The organism is Pseudomonas sp. HLMP (assembly GCF_046365545.1).
GTDB lineage: Bacteria > Pseudomonadota > Gammaproteobacteria > Pseudomonadales > Pseudomonadaceae > Aquipseudomonas > Aquipseudomonas guariconensis_B.
Genome location: NZ_JBDLLR010000001.1, coordinates 3,927,722 through 3,946,431 on the forward strand (window position 1 = coordinate 3,927,722; position 18,710 = coordinate 3,946,431).

Annotated in this window: 19 protein-coding genes; 3 read left to right on the forward strand and 16 right to left on the reverse strand. The window is 65.4% G+C overall.

Annotation, left to right across the window (positions count from 1 at the left end):
* Positions 1-46 precede the first annotated feature (46 nt).
* Positions 47-772, reverse strand: coding sequence for a tellurite resistance TerB family protein (locus ABFA30_RS18135; RefSeq protein ID WP_225787293.1), 726 nt, complete (start codon positions 770-772; stop codon positions 47-49).
* A 197-nt stretch (positions 773-969) separates the two neighbouring features.
* On the opposite strand from ABFA30_RS18135, the gene ABFA30_RS18140 reads away from it, so the two are divergent.
* Positions 970-2,394 (forward strand): gamma-aminobutyraldehyde dehydrogenase, encoded by a 1,425-nt coding sequence (locus ABFA30_RS18140; RefSeq protein ID WP_225787292.1) that lies wholly within the window; start codon positions 970-972, stop codon positions 2,392-2,394.
* Positions 2,395-2,459: 65 nt separating this feature from the next.
* On the opposite strand, the gene ABFA30_RS18145 is transcribed toward ABFA30_RS18140, so the two are convergent.
* The 3 genes from ABFA30_RS18145 to ABFA30_RS18155 form a co-directional block, all read right to left on the reverse strand.
* Positions 2,460-3,566, reverse strand: a complete 1,107-nt coding sequence (locus ABFA30_RS18145; protein WP_253079924.1) for an NADH:flavin oxidoreductase/NADH oxidase — start codon at positions 3,564-3,566, stop codon at positions 2,460-2,462.
* 249 nt (positions 3,567-3,815) lie between these two features.
* Positions 3,816-5,525, reverse strand: coding sequence for a single-stranded-DNA-specific exonuclease RecJ (recJ, locus tag ABFA30_RS18150; RefSeq protein ID WP_253079923.1), 1,710 nt, complete (start codon positions 5,523-5,525; stop codon positions 3,816-3,818).
* Positions 5,526-5,555: 30 nt separating this feature from the next.
* Positions 5,556-6,098, reverse strand: a complete 543-nt coding sequence (locus ABFA30_RS18155) for a YaeQ family protein (RefSeq protein WP_225787286.1) — start codon at positions 6,096-6,098, stop codon at positions 5,556-5,558.
* A gap of 234 nt (positions 6,099-6,332) precedes the next feature.
* On the opposite strand from ABFA30_RS18155, the gene ABFA30_RS18160 reads away from it, so the two are divergent.
* Positions 6,333-7,532: a CaiB/BaiF CoA transferase family protein gene (locus ABFA30_RS18160; protein WP_225787285.1), complete on the forward strand. Its 1,200-nt coding sequence runs from the start codon at positions 6,333-6,335 to the stop codon at positions 7,530-7,532.
* Positions 7,533-7,554: 22 nt separating this feature from the next.
* Entirely contained in the window at positions 7,555-8,430 is an 876-nt protein-coding gene (locus ABFA30_RS18165; RefSeq protein WP_410046052.1) for a TIGR02285 family protein, read from the forward strand.
* Between the two features lie 149 nt (positions 8,431-8,579).
* Here ABFA30_RS18165 and ABFA30_RS18170 read toward each other — a convergent pair whose 3' ends face one another.
* From ABFA30_RS18170 to ffh, 12 genes are all read right to left on the reverse strand, one after another.
* Positions 8,580-8,861: a DUF3509 domain-containing protein gene (locus tag ABFA30_RS18170; RefSeq protein WP_225787284.1), complete on the reverse strand. Its 282-nt coding sequence runs from the start codon at positions 8,859-8,861 to the stop codon at positions 8,580-8,582.
* A 77-nt stretch (positions 8,862-8,938) separates the two neighbouring features.
* A complete protein-coding gene (locus ABFA30_RS18175) occupies positions 8,939-9,379 on the reverse strand; it encodes a histidine kinase (protein WP_368815607.1) in 441 nt (146 codons plus the stop codon).
* A gap of 166 nt (positions 9,380-9,545) precedes the next feature.
* Complete coding sequence (gene thrC / locus ABFA30_RS18180; RefSeq protein ID WP_253079920.1) at positions 9,546-10,955, reverse strand: threonine synthase; 1,410 nt, start codon at positions 10,953-10,955, stop codon at positions 9,546-9,548.
* Between the two features lie 170 nt (positions 10,956-11,125).
* Positions 11,126-12,430 carry a homoserine dehydrogenase gene (locus tag ABFA30_RS18185; RefSeq protein WP_225787281.1) on the reverse strand — a complete coding sequence of 435 codons (1,305 nt, stop codon included), beginning with the start codon at positions 12,428-12,430 and terminating at the stop codon, positions 11,126-11,128.
* Between the two features lie 82 nt (positions 12,431-12,512).
* On the reverse strand, positions 12,513-13,274 hold the full coding sequence (locus tag ABFA30_RS18190) for a DsbC family protein (protein ID WP_225787280.1): 762 nt from the start codon (positions 13,272-13,274) through the stop codon (positions 12,513-12,515).
* A 154-nt stretch (positions 13,275-13,428) separates the two neighbouring features.
* Entirely contained in the window at positions 13,429-14,325 is an 897-nt protein-coding gene (gene xerD / locus ABFA30_RS18195; protein WP_253090617.1) for a site-specific tyrosine recombinase XerD, read from the reverse strand.
* 184 nt (positions 14,326-14,509) lie between these two features.
* Positions 14,510-14,920, reverse strand: a complete 411-nt coding sequence (locus ABFA30_RS18200; protein ID WP_225787278.1) for an acyl-CoA thioesterase — start codon at positions 14,918-14,920, stop codon at positions 14,510-14,512.
* Positions 14,921-15,042: 122 nt separating this feature from the next.
* Positions 15,043-15,393, reverse strand: coding sequence for a 50S ribosomal protein L19 (gene rplS, locus ABFA30_RS18205; protein WP_225787277.1), 351 nt, complete (start codon positions 15,391-15,393; stop codon positions 15,043-15,045).
* Between the two features lie 42 nt (positions 15,394-15,435).
* Entirely contained in the window at positions 15,436-16,188 is a 753-nt protein-coding gene (gene trmD, locus ABFA30_RS18210) for a tRNA (guanosine(37)-N1)-methyltransferase TrmD (RefSeq protein WP_225787276.1), read from the reverse strand.
* A gap of 3 nt (positions 16,189-16,191) precedes the next feature.
* The gene (gene rimM / locus ABFA30_RS18215; RefSeq protein ID WP_368815608.1) at positions 16,192-16,728 is read right to left on the reverse strand and encodes a ribosome maturation factor RimM; all 537 of its coding nucleotides are present in this window, start codon (positions 16,726-16,728) and stop codon (positions 16,192-16,194) included.
* 5 nt (positions 16,729-16,733) lie between these two features.
* On the reverse strand, positions 16,734-16,985 hold the full coding sequence (rpsP, locus tag ABFA30_RS18220; protein ID WP_225787274.1) for a 30S ribosomal protein S16: 252 nt from the start codon (positions 16,983-16,985) through the stop codon (positions 16,734-16,736).
* A gap of 231 nt (positions 16,986-17,216) precedes the next feature.
* Positions 17,217-18,593 carry a signal recognition particle protein gene (gene ffh, locus ABFA30_RS18225; protein ID WP_225787273.1) on the reverse strand — a complete coding sequence of 459 codons (1,377 nt, stop codon included), beginning with the start codon at positions 18,591-18,593 and terminating at the stop codon, positions 17,217-17,219.
* Positions 18,594-18,710 lie beyond the last annotated feature (117 nt).

Below are 18,710 nucleotides of genomic sequence, written 5' to 3' on the forward strand. Positions count from 1 at the left end.
AATGCCGCTTAACCGACTGGCATTAGGCAAGCCCTCTATCACAGCATCACTGCCCGGCGGCAAGCCTGACCTGCTCCTCCAGCTCCTGGCGCAGGGTCGGCTCCAGGCGCAGCTGGCGTGCCAGTTCGTCCAGGTAGGCACGCTCCATGAAGTTCTCCTGGTCGACCATCATCACGCTGGCCAGGTACATCTCGGCAGCCATCTCCGGCGTCTGCGCGGCACTGGCCACCTCGGCCGGGTCCAGCGGCTTGTTCAGCTCGGCGTGCAGCCAGTGCTGCAGCTCGCGATCGTCGTCGAGCCTGACGAATTCGCCCTCGATCAAGGCACGTTCGCGCTCGTCGATGTGGCCATCGGACTTGGCGGCCGCCACCAGGGCACGCAGGACCGCCTGGCTATGCTGCTCGGCCTGGGCCGGCGGCAGGCGATCGAGGGTCCGGGGTTCCTGGGGCTGGCCTTCGCCCTGGCGCGCCTGCCAGTTGCCGTAGGCCTTGTAGGCCAGCACGCCGAGGGCGGCCAGGCCTCCGTAGGTCAGCACCTTGCCGCCGTACTTGCGCGCCTTCTTGTTGCCCAGCAGCAAGCCCATGGCACCGGCTGCCAGGGCACCGCCGCCGGCGCCCGAGAGCAGGCTGCCAAGGCCACCGCCCTTGCCCGCCTGGCCGCCGAGCAGGTCGCCAAGGCCAGGCACCTTGCCCGCCCCGCCCTTGCCTTGCTGGTTCTGCAACAGCGTCTGTCCGGACTTGAGCAGTTGGTCGAGCAGGCCACGGGTGTTCATCTGGCGTTACCTCCTGGGGAAAGGAAAACCCCAGAGTAGGCCCGGAGGCTGAATCCTCGCTTAACGCATTTGCATCCGAATGTTGCTCGATGTGTCATTTGTCGCCGGCGGCACCAGCTTCTAGTCTGGTGGATCACGGTCGTGCCGCGCCCACGTGGGTGGTCGTCGCGCGCAAACCCCCTACGGAGGATGGACGCATGCATACCCAAATGCTGATCAACGGTCGCCTGGTGGCCGGCGAAGGCCCCACCTGGACCGTGCTGAACCCGGCCCTGGGCAGCGCCCTGGCGCAGATCGGCGAAGCGACCGAAGCCCAGGTCGACGCCGCCGTGCGTGCCGCCGACCAGGCGTTCGACAACTGGTCGCAGACCAGCCCCAAGGACCGCTCCCTGGCCTTGCTGGCGCTGGCCGATACCCTCGAACGGCATGCCGAGGAACTGGCCCGGCTGGAGTCGCAGAACTGCGGCAAGCCTTTCGCCGCGGTGCTCGGCGACGAGTTACCGGCCATCGTCGACGTCTTCCGCTACTTCGCCGGCGCAGCCCGTTGCCTGGGCGGCTCGGCGGCTGGCGAGTACCTGCCGGGGCACACCTCGATGATCCGTCGCGACCCGCTGGGGGTGGTCGCCTCCATCGCGCCGTGGAACTACCCGTTGATGATGCTCGCCTGGAAGGTCGCCCCTGCCCTGGCGGCAGGCAACACCGTGGTGCTCAAGCCTTCGGAGCTGACGCCCCTGACCGCCCTGCGCCTGGCAGAATTGGCCAAGGACATCCTGCCGCCAGGTGTGCTCAACATCCTGTTCGGTCGCGGCCCGACCGTGGGCACACCGCTGGTCACCCATCCCAAGGTACGCATGGTCTCGCTGACCGGCTCGATCCCCACCGGCGCGCACATCATCGGCGCCACGGCCAGCAGCGTGAAGCGCCTGCACATGGAGCTCGGCGGCAAGGCGCCGGTGCTGGTGTTCGACGACGCCGACCTGGACGCCGCCATCGAGGGTATCCGCACCTTCGGTTTCTACAATGCCGGCCAGGACTGCACCGCCGCCTGCCGCCTGTATGTGCAGGACGGTATCTACGAGCGTTTCGTCGAACGCCTGGGCGAGGCGGTGGCCAGCCTCAGGCCTGGCCTGCAGGACGATCCCGAGACCGAGCTGGGGCCGTTGATCAGCGCCCAGCACCGCGACAAGGTCGCCGGCCTGGTGCAGCGGGCCATCGCCCAACCCCACATCCGCCTGGTGACCGGCGGCAAAGCCCTGCCGGGCGAGGGGTTCTACTTCGAGCCGACGGTACTGGCCGATGCGCTGCAGGATGACGAGATCGTCCGCCACGAAGTGTTCGGCCCGGTGGTCTCGGTGACGCGCTTCAACGATGAAGCCCAGGCCCTGGAGTGGGCCAACGACTCGGACTATGGCCTGGCCTCATCGGTATGGACCCGCGACACCGGCCGCGCCCACCGCCTGGCGGCACGCCTGCAGTACGGCTGCACCTGGGTCAATACCCACTTCATGCTGGTCAGCGAAATGCCCCATGGCGGGCAGAAACACTCGGGGTATGGCAAGGACATGTCCATGTATGGGCTGGAGGACTACACCTGCGTGCGGCATGTGATGATCAGGCATTGAGCCTGGGGCTGCCAAGCAGCCCCAGTGTCACCCGGCATTGGGGCTTGCCCACAAAGGCGCCGATACTATTCCCGCAGGTCTGACTCGTGGATCGGGTTCGCCCGGCTGGTGGCCCGCTGGTATTGCGCCGGCCACGTCGCCTTGTTGCCGCCCAGGTCATCGTCGGCGTGCAACGGCCAGTACGGGTCACGCAGCAGCTCGCGGGCCAGGAAGATGATGTCGGCCTGCCCGGTGCGCAGAATATGCTCGGCCTGGGCCGGTTCGGTGATCATGCCGACAGTGCCGGTAGCGATCTCCGACTCCTTGCGTACCCGCTCGGCAAAACGGGTCTGGTAGCCAGGGCCGGTAGGGATCTCGGCATTGACCGAGGTGCCGCCGGAGGAAACGTCGATCAGGTCCACCCCGATCGCCCGCAGGCGCCGGGCCAGTTCGACGGTTTCGTCCGGATTCCAGCCATCCTCGACCCAATCGGTGGCCGATACCCGCACGAACAACGGCAACTCCTGTGGCCAGACCTTGCGCACCGCCTCGGTCACCTCCAGGGTCAGGCGGATGCGGTTCTCGAAGCAACTGCCATAGCGGTCTCGGCGCTGGTTGCTCAGCGGCGAGAGGAACTGGTGCAGCAGGTAACCATGGGCGGCATGCACTTCGGCCACCTTGAAGCCTGCGCTCAAGGCGCGGCGGGCAGCATCGGCGAATGCCTGGACGATACCGCCGATCTCATCCTCGGTCAGTTCATGGGGTACGGTGTGTTCCGGATCGAAGGCGATCCTCGACGGGCCGACCGGCTGCCAGCCGCCCTCCTCCACGCTGACGCTGCCATGCTTGCCCAGCCAAGGCCGGTAGGTGCTGGCCTTGCGCCCGGCATGGGCCAGCTGGATGCCCGGCACGGCGCCCTGAGCGGTGATGAAGCGGGTGATGCGCTGCAACGGCGGGATCTGTGCATCGTTCCACAGGCCCAGGTCCTCGGCACTGATGCGCCCCTGCGCGGTCACGGCAGTGGCCTCGGTGAACACCAGGCCTGCGCCACCAACGGCACGGCTGCCTAGGTGCACCAGGTGCCAGTCGTTGGCCAGGCCGTCGACGGCGGAATACTGGCACATGGGGGAAACGGCGATGCGGTTGGGCAGGGTCAGCTGACGCAGGGTGTAAGGCTCGAGCAGCAGGCTCATGAGGGCACCTCCCAAGGACTCCAATGGTGATCCGGCCCGGACACTCAATTGCACGTCCCTGGCCCGGGTCCGGTCAATCTTCAGACTAGACCAGATTGGGTGGGGGAGTGGTTCCGTGGGATGTTGGGATCGAGCGCCGCCCGCCCGGCCGCATCGCACGCCATCGCTTTGGCTCGTGGCTCGACATCGAATCGTACCGGTTGTGCATAGAGCACTTTCGCAAAACCGCCGTTCCCGCAAAAATTGCCGTCAGCGCGGCTCCATGTGGGCAATCATCAACTGTACGCTTTCATTGCCACGGAACTCGTTCACATCCAGCTTGTAGGCCAACTCGACCCAGCGCACGGTCGGGTTCGGCCACACCTCGCGGTCGATGCCGAAGGCAATGCCGTCCAGCCGCACCGAGCCACACTCGCTCTTGAGCACCACCTTCAAGTGCCGCTCGCCCACCACCCGTTGCTCGACCAACTGGAACACGCCGTGGAACAGCGGCTCGGGAAAGTGCTGCCCCCAGGGCCCGGCATGGCGCAGGGCACGCGCCAGGTCCAGGTGGAACTCCTCCACTGCCAGGGTACCGTCGGACAGCAAGCGCCCGGTCAGGTCCTCCTCGCGCAGTTGGCGGCGCACCTCTTCGTCGAAGGCCTGGGCGAAAGCCGGGAAGTTGTCCGCTGGCAGCGACAGGCCGGCGGCCATGGCATGCCCGCCAAACTTGCTGATCAACTGCGGATGGCGCGCCGCCACCGCATCCAGCGCATCGCGGATGTGAAAACCCGGCACCGAGCGCGCCGAGCCCTTGAGCATGCCCTCCCCGGCATCGGCGAAAGCGATGGTCGGGCGGTGGTAGCGCTCCTTCAGGCGCGAGGCGAGGATGCCGATCACCCCCTGGTGCCAGTCCGCATCGAACAGGCACAGGCCATAGGGCATGGACTCTACCGGCAGGTCCTTGAGCTGGGCCAACGCCTCGCGCTGCATGCCCTGTTCGATGGACTTGCGGTCCTGGTTCAAGGCATCCAGCTCGCGTGCCATGTCCAGGGCCTGGGCCGGGTCATCGCTGAGCAGGCATTCGATACCCAGGCTCATGTCGTCCAGGCGCCCGGCGGCGTTCAGTCGCGGGCCGAGGATGAAGCCCAGGTCGGTGGAGGTGATGCGCCGATGGTCACGCCGCGCCACCTCGAGGATCGCCTTGATCCCGGGCCGGGCACGGCCGGCGCGGATACGCTCCAGGCCCTGGTGGACCAGGATGCGGTTGTTGGCATCCAGCGGCACCACGTCGGCCACGCTGCCCAGCGCCACCAGGTCGAGCAGCTCGCCGATGTTCGGCTGCGGCTGGTTGTCGTAGCGCCCCAGATCGCGCAGGCGCGCGCGCAGCGCCATGAGCACGTAGAAGATCACCCCGACCCCGGCCAGGGCCTTGCTCGGGAAATCGCACCCCGGCTGGTTCGGGTTGACGATGGCGTCGGCCTGCGGCAACTGCTCGCCGGGCAGGTGGTGGTCGGTGACCAGCACCTTGAGCCCGGCGGCCTTGGCTGCGGCCACCCCCTCCACACTGGAGATGCCGTTGTCGACGGTGATCAGCAACTGCGGCTCGCGCTGCAAGGCCACCTGGACGATCTCCGGGGTCAGGCCATAGCCGTACTCGAAGCGGTTGGGCACCAGGTAGTCGACCTGGGCCGCGCCCAGCAGGCGCAGGCCGAGTACGCCGACCGTACTGGCGGTGGCGCCATCGGCATCGAAGTCACCGACGATGAGGATACGCTGGCGCTGGTCGAGGGCTTCGACCAGCAACTGCACCGCAGCGTCGATGCCCTTGAGCTGCTGGAAGGGCAGCAGGCGTGCCAGGCGCTTGTCCAGCTCGGCTTCGGACTGCACGCCACGGGCGGCATACAGGCGGGTCAACAAGGGAGGCAGGTTGCCCAGGAACGGCAGGCTCGGCGGCAGGGGGCGAGGTTCGATACGCATGGGATCTTCGGCAGTCAGGTAGGGAACAGGTCAGCCACGCTCACCGAGCAGCCACTCCAGCTGCACTTCGTGCTGGCCGCGGTCGTCGGTGACGTATACCGTGCCTTCGCTGATCATCACGTCCCACTTGATCGAGCGGGGCATGTCCGTGGCCAGGGTCTCCAGCACCTCCTGGGGCACGGCGGCGATGCTGAGGTTCTTCAGGCCCTTGACCGCATCCACCACCTTGTTCTGCCACACCCGCAGGCTGCCGTAGGCCAGCAGGCTGGTGCGCTCGGTGCGACGCGAGCACCAGGTCAGGCGCTCGGCATCCGGCTGGCCGACCTCGATCCAGTGCAGGACACGGTCATCCAGGCTCTTTTCCCACAGAGCTGCTTCATCCACATCCGACAGGCCACGGCCAAACGCCAGGTTCTCGTTGTACCAGAGCGCGTAGGCCAGCAGCCGTACGGCCAGGCGTTCCTCGGTCTCCGAGGGGTGACGGGCGATGGTCTGCCTGACGTTTTCGTACACGCCGCGGTCGAGATCGGTCAGGTTCAGTTCGAATTTGTAGGTGGTGGACGGCTGGGCCATGGCGACGGGCTTCTTGCAAAGAAAAGTTGCACAGTCTAACCGATCGTGGACAGTCGCGGGGCGCTGACGGCCTTCTTCGCGGGCTTGTCCCAATGCTGGGCCTGGCAAGACATTCGGCGTCCATTCAGGGCCGCTTCGCGCCCCATCGCCAGCAAGGCAGCCCCACCCTGGCAGTACCTGCCATGCACCACCTGTGATACAACCAAGGGCCAAACCCATCGCCACGGACGCCCCATGCCCACGCCCAGCAAACCCCTCGCCGGCCTGAAAGTCATCGAGCTCGGCACCCTCATCGCCGGCCCCTTCGCTTCCCGCATCTGCGCCGAATTCGGCGCCGAGGTGATCAAGGTCGAGTCGCCCGATGGCGGCGACCCGCTGCGCAAGTGGCGCAAGCTGTACGAGGGCACCTCGCTGTGGTGGTTCGTCCAGGCGCGCAACAAGCAATCGCTGACCCTCAACCTCAAGCACCCCGAAGGCCGCGAGATCCTCAAGCGCCTGCTGGCCGAGGCCGACATCCTGATCGAGAACTTCCGCCCCGGCGTGCTGGAAAAGCTTGGCCTTGGCTGGGACGTGCTGCACGCCCTCAACCCGCGCCTGGTCATGGTGCGCCTGTCAGGCTTCGGCCAGACCGGCCCGATGAAGGACCAGCCCGGTTTCGGCGCGGTCGGCGAATCCATGGGCGGCCTGCGCTACATCACCGGCTTCGAGGACCGCCCGCCGGTGCGTACCGGGATTTCCATCGGCGACTCGATCGCCGCCCTGTGGGGCGTGATCGGCGCATTGATGGCCTTGCGCCATCGCGAAGTCAACGGCGGCCAGGGGCAGGTGGTGGACGTCGCGCTCTACGAAGCCATCTTCGCCATGATGGAAAGCATGGTCCCGGAGTTCGACGTGTTCGGCTTCATTCGCGAGCGCACCGGCAACATCATGCCGGGGATCACCCCCTCCTCCATCCACACCACCGCCGATGGCCGGCACGTGCAGATCGGCGCCAACGGCGATGCCATCTTCAAGCGCTTCATGCAGGCCATCGGCCGCGACGACCTGGCCAACGACCCTGGCCTGGCCACCAACGATGGCCGCGACCTGCGCCGCGACGAGCTCTATGGGGTGATCGACCGCTGGGCCAACGGCCTGCCACTGGCCCAGGTAATGCAAGTGCTCAACGATGCCCAGGTGCCCGCCAGCCGTATCTATTCGGCCGAGGACATGTTCAGCGACCCGCAGTTCCTGGCCCGCGAGATGTTCCTCCAGGCCCGCCTGCCGGACGGCAAGCCGTTCAGGATGCCAGGCATCGTGCCCAAGCTCTCCGACACCCCAGGCTCCAGCGAATGGGTGGGGCCGGGCCTGGGCGAACACAACGAATCCGTGCTCGGCACCCTGGGCTACGATGCCACGGCCATCGCCCGGCTGCGCGAAGCCGGCGCGATCTGATCGCGCGCAACACGCCATGCACATGCCCGGCGGACGCCTGCTTGGCCTCCTGATCCTGCTGTGCGGGTTGCTGCCGGCCATGACCGAGGCCAAGGAGCGCCTGCTGTGGCTGGTGCGCGACCTGCCACCGTTCACCATCTTCGAAGGCTCGGAGAAAGGCCAGGGCGTGATCGACCGCATGCTACCGGAACTGATCGCGCAGATGCCCGAGTACGACCACAGCATCGTCCGGGTCAACCGTGCCCGTGGCCTCCAGATGCTCCAGAGACCCAACCTCACCTGCGACCCGACCCTGCTATGGACGCCGGAGCGGGCCAGGTTCGTGCAATTTTCCACGCCCTTTCTCGGCGTGCTGAGCAGCGGGCTGGTAGTGCGCCGCCAGGACCAGGCCCTGCTGGCGCCCTTCCTGGAGCGCGGCAAGATCGACCTCCAGCGCCTGCTGGCGCAGACCCGGCTCAAGCTCGGCATCGTCGCCGAGCGCAGCTACAGCGCACAGGTCGACGATATCCTGCGGCAATTGCCCGACAGCGCCTTCAGCCGCCACTACGGCAACGACGCCACCGCCAACCTGCTGCAGATGCAGCGCCTGGGGCGCCTGCAACTGGTGCTCGGCTACTGGCCGGAGGCGCGCTACATGATCCAGCAGCAAGGCGGATCTCTGGACGAATACGTGTTCCATCCGATCCAGGGGGTGGACCGTTACCAGTTCTTCCACGTGGGCTGCTCCGACACGCCGCTCGGACGCGAGGCCATTGGCCATATCGACCCGTTGTTGGCCACCTTGCGCCACGCCCCATTGCCCGAGCAGTATGCCCAGTGGCTGGACCCGGGCCTGCGCGAGGACTATCTGGAACAGAGCCAGCGCTTCTTCGAAGGCAAGCAGCACCCGCCCCGCTGACAGCCTTCGTGGCCGGACGGACAAAAAGAAGCCCCGGATGCCGGGGAGAGCGTCCGGGGTCGAGCGAAAGCCCTGAAGGACTCCCGGGACAGCCCGCAGCACCGGAGCAGAGTGCCGTCAGCCTGCCCTCACTGTGTCAGATAAAGCGCTCAGGCGAAGGTTCCCGGCAATGACTGCTGGTGCTGCAAGGCCGCGATCACACAGGGCTGCAGGCGGCCTTCGACGATCTGCAGGTCACGGTGCAGGCCATCCACCAGGTCGACCAGCAGTTGTTGCTCCTGCAATTGGCGCGGGCTTACCGCACGCCTGAGGATCACCGCCCCCTGGTTGTCGATCACTGTCAGCTGGCGCTTGCCGCTGGCGTCTGTTTCGCCGAGTTGGGCTTGGTACGGGGTCAGGGCATCATTGAGCAGTTTGCAGATTCTTTCCATCCGGCGTACTCGCTGTTCTTGGAACCTATCGGAACTGACCTTGGGGAGCGGAGGAAGTTCGTCTAGCCGCCCCCGTATCAATGAGCATGCTCAAGGCAGATGACCGTTTGAGTATCCCTTGCGCCGCATGCTCCAGGAATGGGTCGCAAGCGCCGCACGGCATCGTGCAGGGCGGCCATCGACAACGGCCAGCGCAGTTCAGCGATGACCCACAGGCCCTGTTGTCGGGCTTGCTGGGCCAGGTCCGCCTTGCCCGGTGACGGCTGGCCGACGAACAGCAGCGCGCGTGGGCGCCGTGTCTGCAGCACATGCCGGAGCAGGGCCAGGCCGCTGGCCTCGGGCATGGCATGGTCGAGGATCAGCAGGTCGGTGGCGTCTCCCTGGGCCAAGCTTGCCTGGGTATCGGGCAGGCCCTGGGTGAGGCGCACATTGAAGATGCCCAGGGCATTGCAGGCCTGGTGCAAGAGGATCCGATGGGAAGGACGTGCCTGGTGGATGAGCACGTTGAGCCGGTGCATGGGCCGCTCCTGGGGCTTCGCGCGCCCTGGTGGATAGGGGCGGTTACTCTAGGGAAGTCACCTGACGACTCATATAGGAAAAGTCTGAAACCGCAGTGGGAACGGTCTGCGGATAATGGGTGGATAGACATTGGGGCCGCGAAGCGGCCCCAATCAATCACTCGTCTTACAGCGGCTTGCCACGATTCCCGTGCTGGCTGACGAACGCCTGCACCGCTTTCAAGTCGTTGGCCAGGACCGTGCAACGCTCCTCGCGCTCGAACAGGTCGCTCAGGTGGGCCGGCAGCTCCAGGGCCTTGCCGACGCCGGCCTTCTCCACCGCTTCGGGGAACTTGACCGGGTGCGCGGTGCCCAGCACCACCATCGGCGTATCCAGGCTGCGGCGGCACTCGCGGGCGGCCTTGACGCCGATCGCGGTATGCGGGTCGAGCACTTCACCGGTACTGGCGAACACTTCGGCAATGGTCTGGCAGGTCTGCTCGTCGGTCACCGCCAGGGAATCGAACAGCTTGCGCGCTTCGGTCCAGCGGTCCTGCTCGACGCTGAAACCACCGCCCTGCTTGAAGCGTTCCATCAGCTCGGCGATGGCGGCGCCACTGCGGCCATGCAGGTCGAACAACAGGCGCTCGAAGTTGGACGAGACCATGATGTCCATCGAGGGCGACAGGGTCGGGTGCAGGGTGTCCTTGACGTACTGGTTGCCGCTCATGAAGCGGTGCAGGATGTCGTTGCGGTTGGTCGCCACTACCAGTTGGCTGATCGGCAGGCCCATGTTGCGGGCCAGGTAGCCGGCGAAGATGTCGCCGAAGTTGCCGGTCGGTACCGAGAAGGCCACCGAGCGCGCCGGGCCACCCAGTTGCAGCGCGGCGTGGAAGTAGTAGACGATCTGGGCCATGATCCGCGCCCAGTTGATCGAGTTCACCGCCACCAGGCGGGTGCCCTTGAGGAACGACTGGTCGGCGAAGCTGGCCTTGACCATTTCCTGGCAGTCGTCGAAGTTGCCTTCGATGGCGATGTTGTGGATGTTGTCGCCGAAGATCGTGGTCATCTGCCGGCGCTGCACTTCCGAGACGCGCTGGTGCGGGTGCAGGATGAAGATGTCGACGTTGTCGCAGCGGCGGCAGCCTTCGATGGCGGCCGAACCGGTGTCGCCGCTGGTGGCACCGATGATCACCACGCGCTCGCCACGCTTGGCCAGCACATGGTCGAGCAGGCGGCCGAGCAGTTGCAGGGCGAAGTCCTTGAACGCCAGGGTCGGGCCGTGGAACAGCTCCATGACCCACTCGTTGCTGTCCAGCTGGCGCAGCGGCGCCACGGCGGCATGGGCGAACTCGCCGTAGGTTTCCTCGAGGATCTTCTTGAAGTCGGCGTCGGCGATGCTGCCTTCGACGAACGGGCGCATCACCCGGAAGGCCAGCTCGTGGTACGGCAGGCCGGCCCAGGAGGCGATCTCTTCCTGGGTGAAACGCGGCAGGTTTTCCGGCACGTACAGGCCGCCGTCGCTGGCCAGGCCAGCCAGCAGGACATCTTCGAAGTTCAGGGCCGGTGCCTGGCCGCGGGTACTGATATAGCGCATGGGTGCAAACCTTTGGTTCGAGCGGCAAGCTTCGAGCGGCACGCTACAAGAAAAAGCCGATCGGCATCGTTCCTGTAACTCGCGCCCCACCCTTGCCGCATGTGTCATCTGTTCCAAGCCTCAACGCCGAACTGCCTTTATCTTGCAGCTCGCTGCTTGAAGCTTGCCGCTTAATTGAGCTGTTCGACGCGAATACGCACGACCTTGCCGACCACGTCCTGCAGGGCTTCCAGGGCGACGATGGCGTCGTCGATACGCTGCTCGACCACGCGATGGGTCAGCAGGATCATCGGTACCAGGCCGTCCTGCTCCTCGGCTTCCTTCTGCATGATCGACTCGATGTTGATGCCGCGCTCCGAGAGGATGCTCGCCACCTGGGCCAGCACGCCCGGATGATCCTTGGCCTGGATGCGCAGGTAGTAGGCGCTTTCGCAGGCTTCGATCGGCAGGATCGGGTGGGCCGACAGTGAATCGGGCTGGAAGGCCAGGTGCGGCACGCGGTTCTCCGGGTCGGAGGTCATGGCGCGGACCACGTCGACCAGGTCGGCGACCACCGAGGAAGCGGTCGGCTCCATGCCGGCGCCGGCACCGTAGTACAGGGTCGAGCCGGCGGCGTCGCCGTTGACCATCACCGCGTTCATCACACCGTTGACGTTGGCGATCAGACGGTCGCTGGGGATCAGCGTCGGGTGCACGCGCAACTCGAAGCCGTCGTCGGTGCGACGGGCCACGCCCAGGTGCTTGATGCGGTAGCCCAGGGCCTCGGCGTAGTTGACGTCGGCCGTGGTCAGCTGGGTGATGCCCTCGGTGTAGGCCTTGTCGAACTGCAGCGGGATGCCGAAGGCGATGGAGGCCAGGATGGTCAGCTTGTGCGCCGCGTCGATGCCCTCGACGTCGAAGGTCGGGTCAGCCTCGGCGTACCCCAGGGCCTGGGCCTCGGCGAGCACGTCAGGGAAGGCACGGCCTTTGTCGCGCATCTCGGTGAGGATGAAGTTGCCGGTACCGTTGATGATGCCGGCCAGCCAGTTGATGCGGTTGGCCGACAGGCCCTCGCGGATCGCCTTGATCACCGGGATGCCACCGGCAACCGCGGCTTCGAAGGCGACGATGACGCCCTTCTCGCGGGCCTTGGCGAAGATCTCGTTGCCGTGCACGGCGATCAGGGCCTTGTTGGCGGTGACCACGTGCTTGCCGTTTTCGATGGCCTTGAGCACCAGGTCACGGGCGACGGTGTAGCCGCCGATCAGCTCGATGACGATGTCGATCTCCGGGTTGCTCGCGACCTCGAACACATCAGCGGTAATGGGGGTACCGGTAATCTGGCAGTTCGGGTTCTGCGAGCGCATGGCGATCTGTGCCACTTCAATACCGCGCCCGGCACGGCGGGCGATCTCCTCGGCGTTGCGCTGAAGTACATTGAAGGTTCCGCCACCGACGGTCCCCAACCCACAGATGCCTACTTTGACCGGTTTCACTGTGAACTCCCCATTGAACGGCCGGCCTCTGCGCCGACCGTGAAACATGCCGTCTCCCCATGGTGACGGCGTACTGATTGAATTACTTGGCTGCGCTGCCTTCGCTGGCCAGGGCCAGCTTGGCCACCTGCGGCGCCGGCTGGTAGCCCGGAATCACCTGGCCGCTCTGCAGGACGATCGCCGGCGTGCCGTTGACACCGATCGACTGGCCCAGCTGGAACTGCCTGCCGACCGGGTTGGCGCACTTGGCGGCCTTGATTTCCTTGCCCTCGATCATCTTGTCCAGCGCCGCGCGACGGTCGCTGGAGCACCAGACCGCCTGCAGTTGCTCGTCGCCCGGCGAGCCGAGCCCCTGACGCGGGAAGGCGACGTAGCGCACCTCGATACCGCGGCGGTTGAGCTCAGGCACCTCGGCGTGCAGCTTGTGGCAATACGGGCAGGTGGTATCGGTGAAGACGGTGATGTGCGACTTGGTCTGGCCCTTGGCAGGATAAACCACCATCTCGGCGGCTGGAATGCCGTTGATGAGCTTGGCGATGCCTTGGCGCTCGGTCTTCTCGGTGAGGTTGACCGGCTTGCCGTCCTGGATCTGGAACAGGTAGCCCTGCATGACGAACTGCCCATCGGCACTGGCGTACAGCACGCGGCCGCCCTGTAGCTTGACTTCGTAGAGACCGCTGACCGGGCTGCTGGCGACGCTCTCGACCGGCACTTCCAGCTCGAGGGTCTGCAGGGTCTTGCGGATCGCCTGCTCGGCGCCGGCACTGGCGTCGCTGGTCGCGGCAACGGCAAAGGTACTGGCCAGCGCCAGGGCGGCGGCGGCGAAAATCTGGGTCACGCGCATGGGAACTCCTGAAGGCGGACGGGGCCGGCGGGGCGTCGGGCGCGGGGGAAATCGCGGCGAGCGGGCAGCCCTTGGTGCAAACCGTCCAAGCCTACCACAACAGGCCGCTACTGGAGGGGTTCGCAGGCACCGGTCGGCGGAACATGAAAACCATTCATCCACGCGGATGGTGCTGGGCATGCAGTTGCTGCAGGCGCGCCTTGGCCACGTGGGTATAGATCTGTGTGGTCGACAGGTCGCTATGGCCCAGCAGCATCTGCACCACCCGCAGGTCGGCACCGTGATTGAGCAGGTGGGTGGCGAAGGCATGGCGCAGGGTATGCGGCGACAGTGGCTTGTCGATGCCAGCGACCCGGGCATGGTGCTTGATACGGTGCCAGAAGGTCTGGCGGGTCATCTGCTCGCCGCGCTGGCTGGGGAACAGCACGTCGCTGGGGCGGCCATTGAGCAGCTCGGCACGCCCATCGCGCTGGTAACGCTCCAGCCAGAGCACCGCCTCCTCCCCCATCGGCACCAGGCGCTCCTTGCTGCCCTTGCCCATGACCCGCAGCACGCCCTGGCGCAGGTTGACCTGGTCCAGGGTCAGGCTGACCAGTTCGGTCACCCGCAGGCCGCAGGCATAGAGCACTTCGAGCATGGCCCGGTCGCGCTGGCCGATGGCCTCGCCTAGGTCCGGCGCCTGCAGCAGGGCCTCGACGTCGGCTTCGGACAGGGACTTGGGCAACGGGCGGCCCAACTGCGGCATCTCGACCTGCAGGGTCGGGTCGACGTCGATCAGCCTTTCCCGCAGCAGGTAGCGGAAGAAGCCGCGCAGGCCAGAGAGAAAACGCGCCGTGGAGCGTGGCTTGTAGCCTTGCTCGAAGCGCCAGGCGAGGTGATCGAGAATCAGCTCGCGGCCCGCCGCCGGCAGGGCCACGCCGTGCTCCTGCAACCAGCCGTTGAACAGGGCCAGGTCGCTGCGGTAAGAGGCGCGGGTATTGTCGGACAGGCCTTTTTCCAGCCAGAGGGCATCGAGGAACTGGTCGATCAGGGGGTGGTCGAGAGCGGACATGCGGGGCTGCTGGGCGTTGAGAGGGGCCTAGTGTTTCACAGCAGGTGACAGGTTGTCAGGTCTGGCACTTTCGCGGGCAAGCCCGCGCCCACATGGCCCTGCAAACCGCATCACTTGCGATCGACTCGCCCCCTGCAAGAGCGGGCTTGCCCGCGAACAGGCCGGCGCAGGCGCCGGAGCGTCCTCAGGCCTGCGGCAACACCGGCACCGGGCGCTTGTCCTCGTCGATGGCGACGAAGCTGAACACACCATGAATGGCCCGCTCGCGGCCATCGAGGTACATGTTCTCGACGAACACATCCACCTGCACCTGCAGGCTGGTGGTACCGACCTTGATCACGGTCCCCACCAGCTCGACGATCGAGCCCGCCGGGATCGGGTGCTTGAAGTCGATGCGGTCGGTGGACACGGTCACCAGCGGCAGGCGACAGAAACGGGTCGCGGCGATGAACGACACTTCGTCCATCCAGGCCAGGGCGGTGCCGCCGAACAGGGTGTTGTGGTGATTGGTGGTGCTGGGGAAGACAGCCTTGGTCACGCGGGTCACCGACAGTTCGGTGCGGCGTTGGATTTCCTGGTCTCGGGTGATGGTCATCGCTTACTCACATCGCAAGGGGCCGGGGCGGCCCCGGTACATCATTCGACAAAACGCAAAAAAGCAGCCCGAAGGCTGCTTTTTCTCTCGCAAGGCGGCCTCGGCCACCGGTCAAACTGCACTCAGGACAGTTTTTCCTTGATGCGAGCGGCTTTGCCGGACAGGTCGCGCAGGTAGTACAGCTTGGCCTTACGCACGTCACCACGACGTTTCACGGACAGGCTGTCGATTTGCGGGCTGTAGGTCTGGAAGGTACGCTCGACGCCAACGCCGCTGGAGATCTTGCGCACGGTGAAGGCGCTGTTCAGACCGCGGTTGCGCTTGGCGATGACGACACCTTCGAACGCCTGCAGACGGGAACGCTCACCTTCCTTCACTTTCACCTGGACGACAACGGTGTCGCCCGGGGCGAAGGCCGGGATTTCCTTGTTCATCTGCTCGGCTTCGAGCTGCTGGATGATCTTGTTGGTCATGCTGTGCTCCTAAGGCGGATAACTCGATCCACCATCGATACGTTAACTATCGTCCCGCTCGCGGAGGTATTCCTCGAGCAGCTTCTTCTCTTCTCCAGAAAGCGAGCGACTTTCCAGAAGATCGGCGCGCCGTTCGAAGGTCCGACCAAGGGACTGCTTCAACCGCCAACGCCGGATGTGTGCATGGTTGCCACTGAGCAACACGTCGGGAACGCGCAGATCCGCATACACCTCCGGTCGGGTGTAGTGCGGGCAATCGAGCAGACCGTCGGTGAAGGAGTCTTCCTCCGCCGAGTCCACATGCCCTAAAGCTCCGGGCAGCAGCCGCGTAACCGCATCGATCAGCACCATGGCCGGCAGCTCGCCACCGGAAAGCACATAGTCGCCAATCGACCACTCTTCATCGACATGAGCCTCGATAAAACGCTCGTCGATGCCTTCATAACGACCGGCGATCAGGATCAACGATTCCTGTTGCGCCAGCCCTTTGACCGCCTGCTGGGTCAGCTTGCGGCCTTGTGGCGAGAGGTAGATCACCTTCGCCGCAGCCCCGGTCGCCTGCCTGGCACTGGCCAGGGCGTCTTCCAGAGGCTTGATCTTCATCACCATGCCCGGACCACCGCCAAAAGGCCGATCATCCACCGTGTGGTGGCGATCCGTGGTGTAGTCCCGCGGATTCCAGCAGGTCACTTGCAGCAACCCCTGTTTCACCGCGCGGCTGGTAATGCCGTACTCCGTGATGGCCGAGAACATCTCGGGGAACAGCGTGACGACTTCTACGCGAAGGTTACCCATCGGTCAGAAATCCGCGTCCCATTCGACCCGCATCACGCCTGCTTCCAGGTCGATGGCCAGCACGCACTGCGCCGTATAGGGCAGCAAGCGCTCGCGATCGTCCAGGCTGCCTGCGCAGGGCCGGACCACCAATACATCGTTCGCGCCGGTCTCCAACAAGTGATCAACCTTGCCGAACAGCTGTTCGTCCTGGTTGACGACCTTCAGACCCACCAGCTGGTACCAGTAGTACTCGCCGTCGGTCAGGTTGGGCAAAAGGCTCTGCGGTACGCAGATCTCGTAACCGCTCAGAAGCCGTGCTTCGTCACGATCGTCGAGGCCCTTGAGCTTCACCACCAACCCCTTCTGGGAAAGGCGGCCCTTGACCAGCTCGACCTGCTTTACCACGCCTTCGTGCCGAAGCGTCCAGCGGGGATAATCCAACAGGTTGTCAATCGGATCGGTAAAGGAAAACACCTTCACCTCGCCGCGAACGCCGTGAACCGAAAAGATCTTGCCGACAACGATGAGGTCGTCAGCCTTGTCTGGCGTCGCGTTCATACTGCTCAGGCGGCAGCCTTGGCAGCGTCCTTCAGCAGCTGAGCAACACGCTCAGACGGCTGCGCGCCCTGGCTCAGCCAGTACTGGGCACGTTCCTGGTTGACCGACAGGCGAACTTCGGCGCCGGAGGCGATCGGGTTGAAGAAACCGATACGCTCGACGAAACGGCCGTCACGGGCGTTACGGCTGTTGGTCACGGTCAGGTGATAGAAAGGGCGCTTCTTGGAGCCGCCACGGGCAAGACGGATGGTTACCATGTGAACATCGTTCCTATAGTCGGTGCTGCAAATCTGAATGCCCAATGGGCACAGGGTGCCCAAAAGGCCGCATATTCTCGGGGAATACACGGACATTTGCAAATGCCTTTTTCGGCAAGGCTACGCCTCACCGTCCAGATCTGCCGGTTAAGCCGCTGTTTGCGGCGCTATTCCCGCCGAGGCGGGGCTCCGGACGACCGCCTCACGACAAGGCGGCCACCTCGAAATCGGTTACAGCTTCGGCATGCCGCCACCCGGCAGCATCCCGCCCAGGCCACGCATCATCTTGGCCATGCCGCCCTTGGCGGAGAATTTCTTCATCATCTTCTGCATCTGCTTGTGCTGCTTGATCAGCCGGCCGACGTCCTGCACCTGGGTGCCGGAGCCGAGGGCGATGCGGCGCTTGCGCGAGCCGCTGATCATCTCTGGGTCGCGGCGCTCGGCCGGGGTCATGGAGTTGATGATCGCCTCCATCTGCTTGAACTGCTTCTCGGCCGCGCCCTGGGCGTTGCCCATCTGCGACAGGTTGACCCCGCCGATGCTCGGCAGCTTGTCCATCAGGCCACCCAGGCCACCCATGTTCTTCATCTGTTGCAACTGGTCGCGGAAGTCCTCGAGGTCGAAGCCCTTGCCTTTCTTGAGCTTCTTGGCCAGCTTGTCGGCCTTGGCCTTGTCGATGGTCTGCTCGGCCTGCTCGATCAGGCTGAGCACGTCGCCCATGCCGAGGATGCGCGAGGCGATACGGTCGGGGTGGAACGGCTCCAGGGCCTCGCTCTTCTCGCCCATGCCGATGAACTTGATCGGCTTGCCGGTGATGGCGCGCACCGACAGCGCGGCACCGCCACGGGCATCGCCGTCGACCTTGGTCAGCACCACGCCGGTCAGCGGCAGGGCGTCGCCGAAGGCCTTGGCGGTGTTGGCGGCATCCTGGCCGGTCATGGCGTCGACCACGAACAGGGTCTCGATCGGCTTGACCGCGGCGTGCAGGGCCTTGATCTCGTCCATCATCTCGGCGTCGATGTGCAGGCGACCGGCGGTATCGACGATGACCACGTCGATGAACTTGAGCTTGGCCTCGCGGATCGCCGCCTCGGCGATGGCCACCGGCTTCTGGCTGATGTCGGACGGGAAGAAGGTCACGCCGATGTCGTTGGCGAGGGTTTCGAGCTGCTTGATCGCCGCTGGGCGGTAGACGTCGGCCGAAACCACCATCACGCTCTTTTTCTTGCGCTCCTTCAGGAAGCGCGCCAGCTTGCCGGCGGTGGTGGTCTTGCCCGCGCCCTGCAGGCCGGCCATCAGTACCACGGCGGGCGGTGCGGCATTGAGCGCCAGGTCTTCGTTGGCCGCGCCCATCAGGCCTTCCAGCTCGGCCTGGACGATCTTCACGAATGCCTGGCCCGGGGTCAGGCTGCGCGACACCTCGGTGCCGACCGCACGTTCCTTGACGCTGTTGACGAAATCCTTGACCACCGGCAGGGCGACGTCGGCCTCGAGCAGGGCCATGCGCACTTCGCGCAACGTGTCCTTGATGTTGTCTTCGGTCAGCTTGGCCTTGCCGGTGACATGGCGCAGCGTCTGTGACAGGCGGTCGGTCAGGTTTTCGAACATGGTGATCCTTTCAGGCCCAGTGAAGCCGAGGTTGTTCAGGCGCCCTGGCGGATATGCGCACGCGTGGGGCACAGCAAGCCGGGCATTATAACGGAGAGCGGCGGTGGCGCACACCTC

Bases quoted from the DNA above. Each gene is read 5' to 3' on its own strand.
- ABFA30_RS18135 (WP_225787293.1), bottom strand. From the start codon at position 772: ATGAACACCCGTGGCCTGCTCGACCAACTGCTCAAGTCCGGACAGACG.
- ffh (WP_225787273.1), bottom strand. From the start codon at position 18,593: ATGTTCGAAAACCTGACCGACCGCCTGTCACAGACGCTGCGCCATGTC.
- ABFA30_RS18190 (WP_225787280.1), bottom strand. From the start codon at position 13,274: ATGCGCGTGACCCAGATTTTCGCCGCCGCCGCCCTGGCGCTGGCCAGT.
- ABFA30_RS18140 (WP_225787292.1), top strand. From the start codon at position 970: ATGCATACCCAAATGCTGATCAACGGTCGCCTGGTGGCCGGCGAAGGC.
- ABFA30_RS18175 (WP_368815607.1), bottom strand. From the start codon at position 9,379: ATGCACCGGCTCAACGTGCTCATCCACCAGGCACGTCCTTCCCATCGG.
- xerD (WP_253090617.1), bottom strand. From the start codon at position 14,325: ATGTCCGCTCTCGACCACCCCCTGATCGACCAGTTCCTCGATGCCCTC.
- ABFA30_RS18200 (WP_225787278.1), bottom strand. From the start codon at position 14,920: ATGACCATCACCCGAGACCAGGAAATCCAACGCCGCACCGAACTGTCG.
- trmD (WP_225787276.1), bottom strand. From the start codon at position 16,188: ATGGGTAACCTTCGCGTAGAAGTCGTCACGCTGTTCCCCGAGATGTTC.
- thrC (WP_253079920.1), bottom strand. From the start codon at position 10,955: ATGCGCTATATCAGTACCCGCGGCCAGGCACCGGCCCTGAACTTCGAA.
- ABFA30_RS18165 (WP_410046052.1), top strand. From the start codon at position 7,555: ATGCCCGGCGGACGCCTGCTTGGCCTCCTGATCCTGCTGTGCGGGTTG.
- rimM (WP_368815608.1), bottom strand. From the start codon at position 16,728: ATGAACGCGACGCCAGACAAGGCTGACGACCTCATCGTTGTCGGCAAG.
- recJ (WP_253079923.1), bottom strand. From the start codon at position 5,525: ATGCGTATCGAACCTCGCCCCCTGCCGCCGAGCCTGCCGTTCCTGGGC.
- ABFA30_RS18160 (WP_225787285.1), top strand. From the start codon at position 6,333: ATGCCCACGCCCAGCAAACCCCTCGCCGGCCTGAAAGTCATCGAGCTC.
- rplS (WP_225787277.1), bottom strand. From the start codon at position 15,393: ATGACCAACAAGATCATCCAGCAGCTCGAAGCCGAGCAGATGAACAAG.
- rpsP (WP_225787274.1), bottom strand. From the start codon at position 16,985: ATGGTAACCATCCGTCTTGCCCGTGGCGGCTCCAAGAAGCGCCCTTTC.
- ABFA30_RS18155 (WP_225787286.1), bottom strand. From the start codon at position 6,098: ATGGCCCAGCCGTCCACCACCTACAAATTCGAACTGAACCTGACCGAT.
- ABFA30_RS18145 (WP_253079924.1), bottom strand. From the start codon at position 3,566: ATGAGCCTGCTGCTCGAGCCTTACACCCTGCGTCAGCTGACCCTGCCC.
- ABFA30_RS18170 (WP_225787284.1), bottom strand. From the start codon at position 8,861: ATGGAAAGAATCTGCAAACTGCTCAATGATGCCCTGACCCCGTACCAA.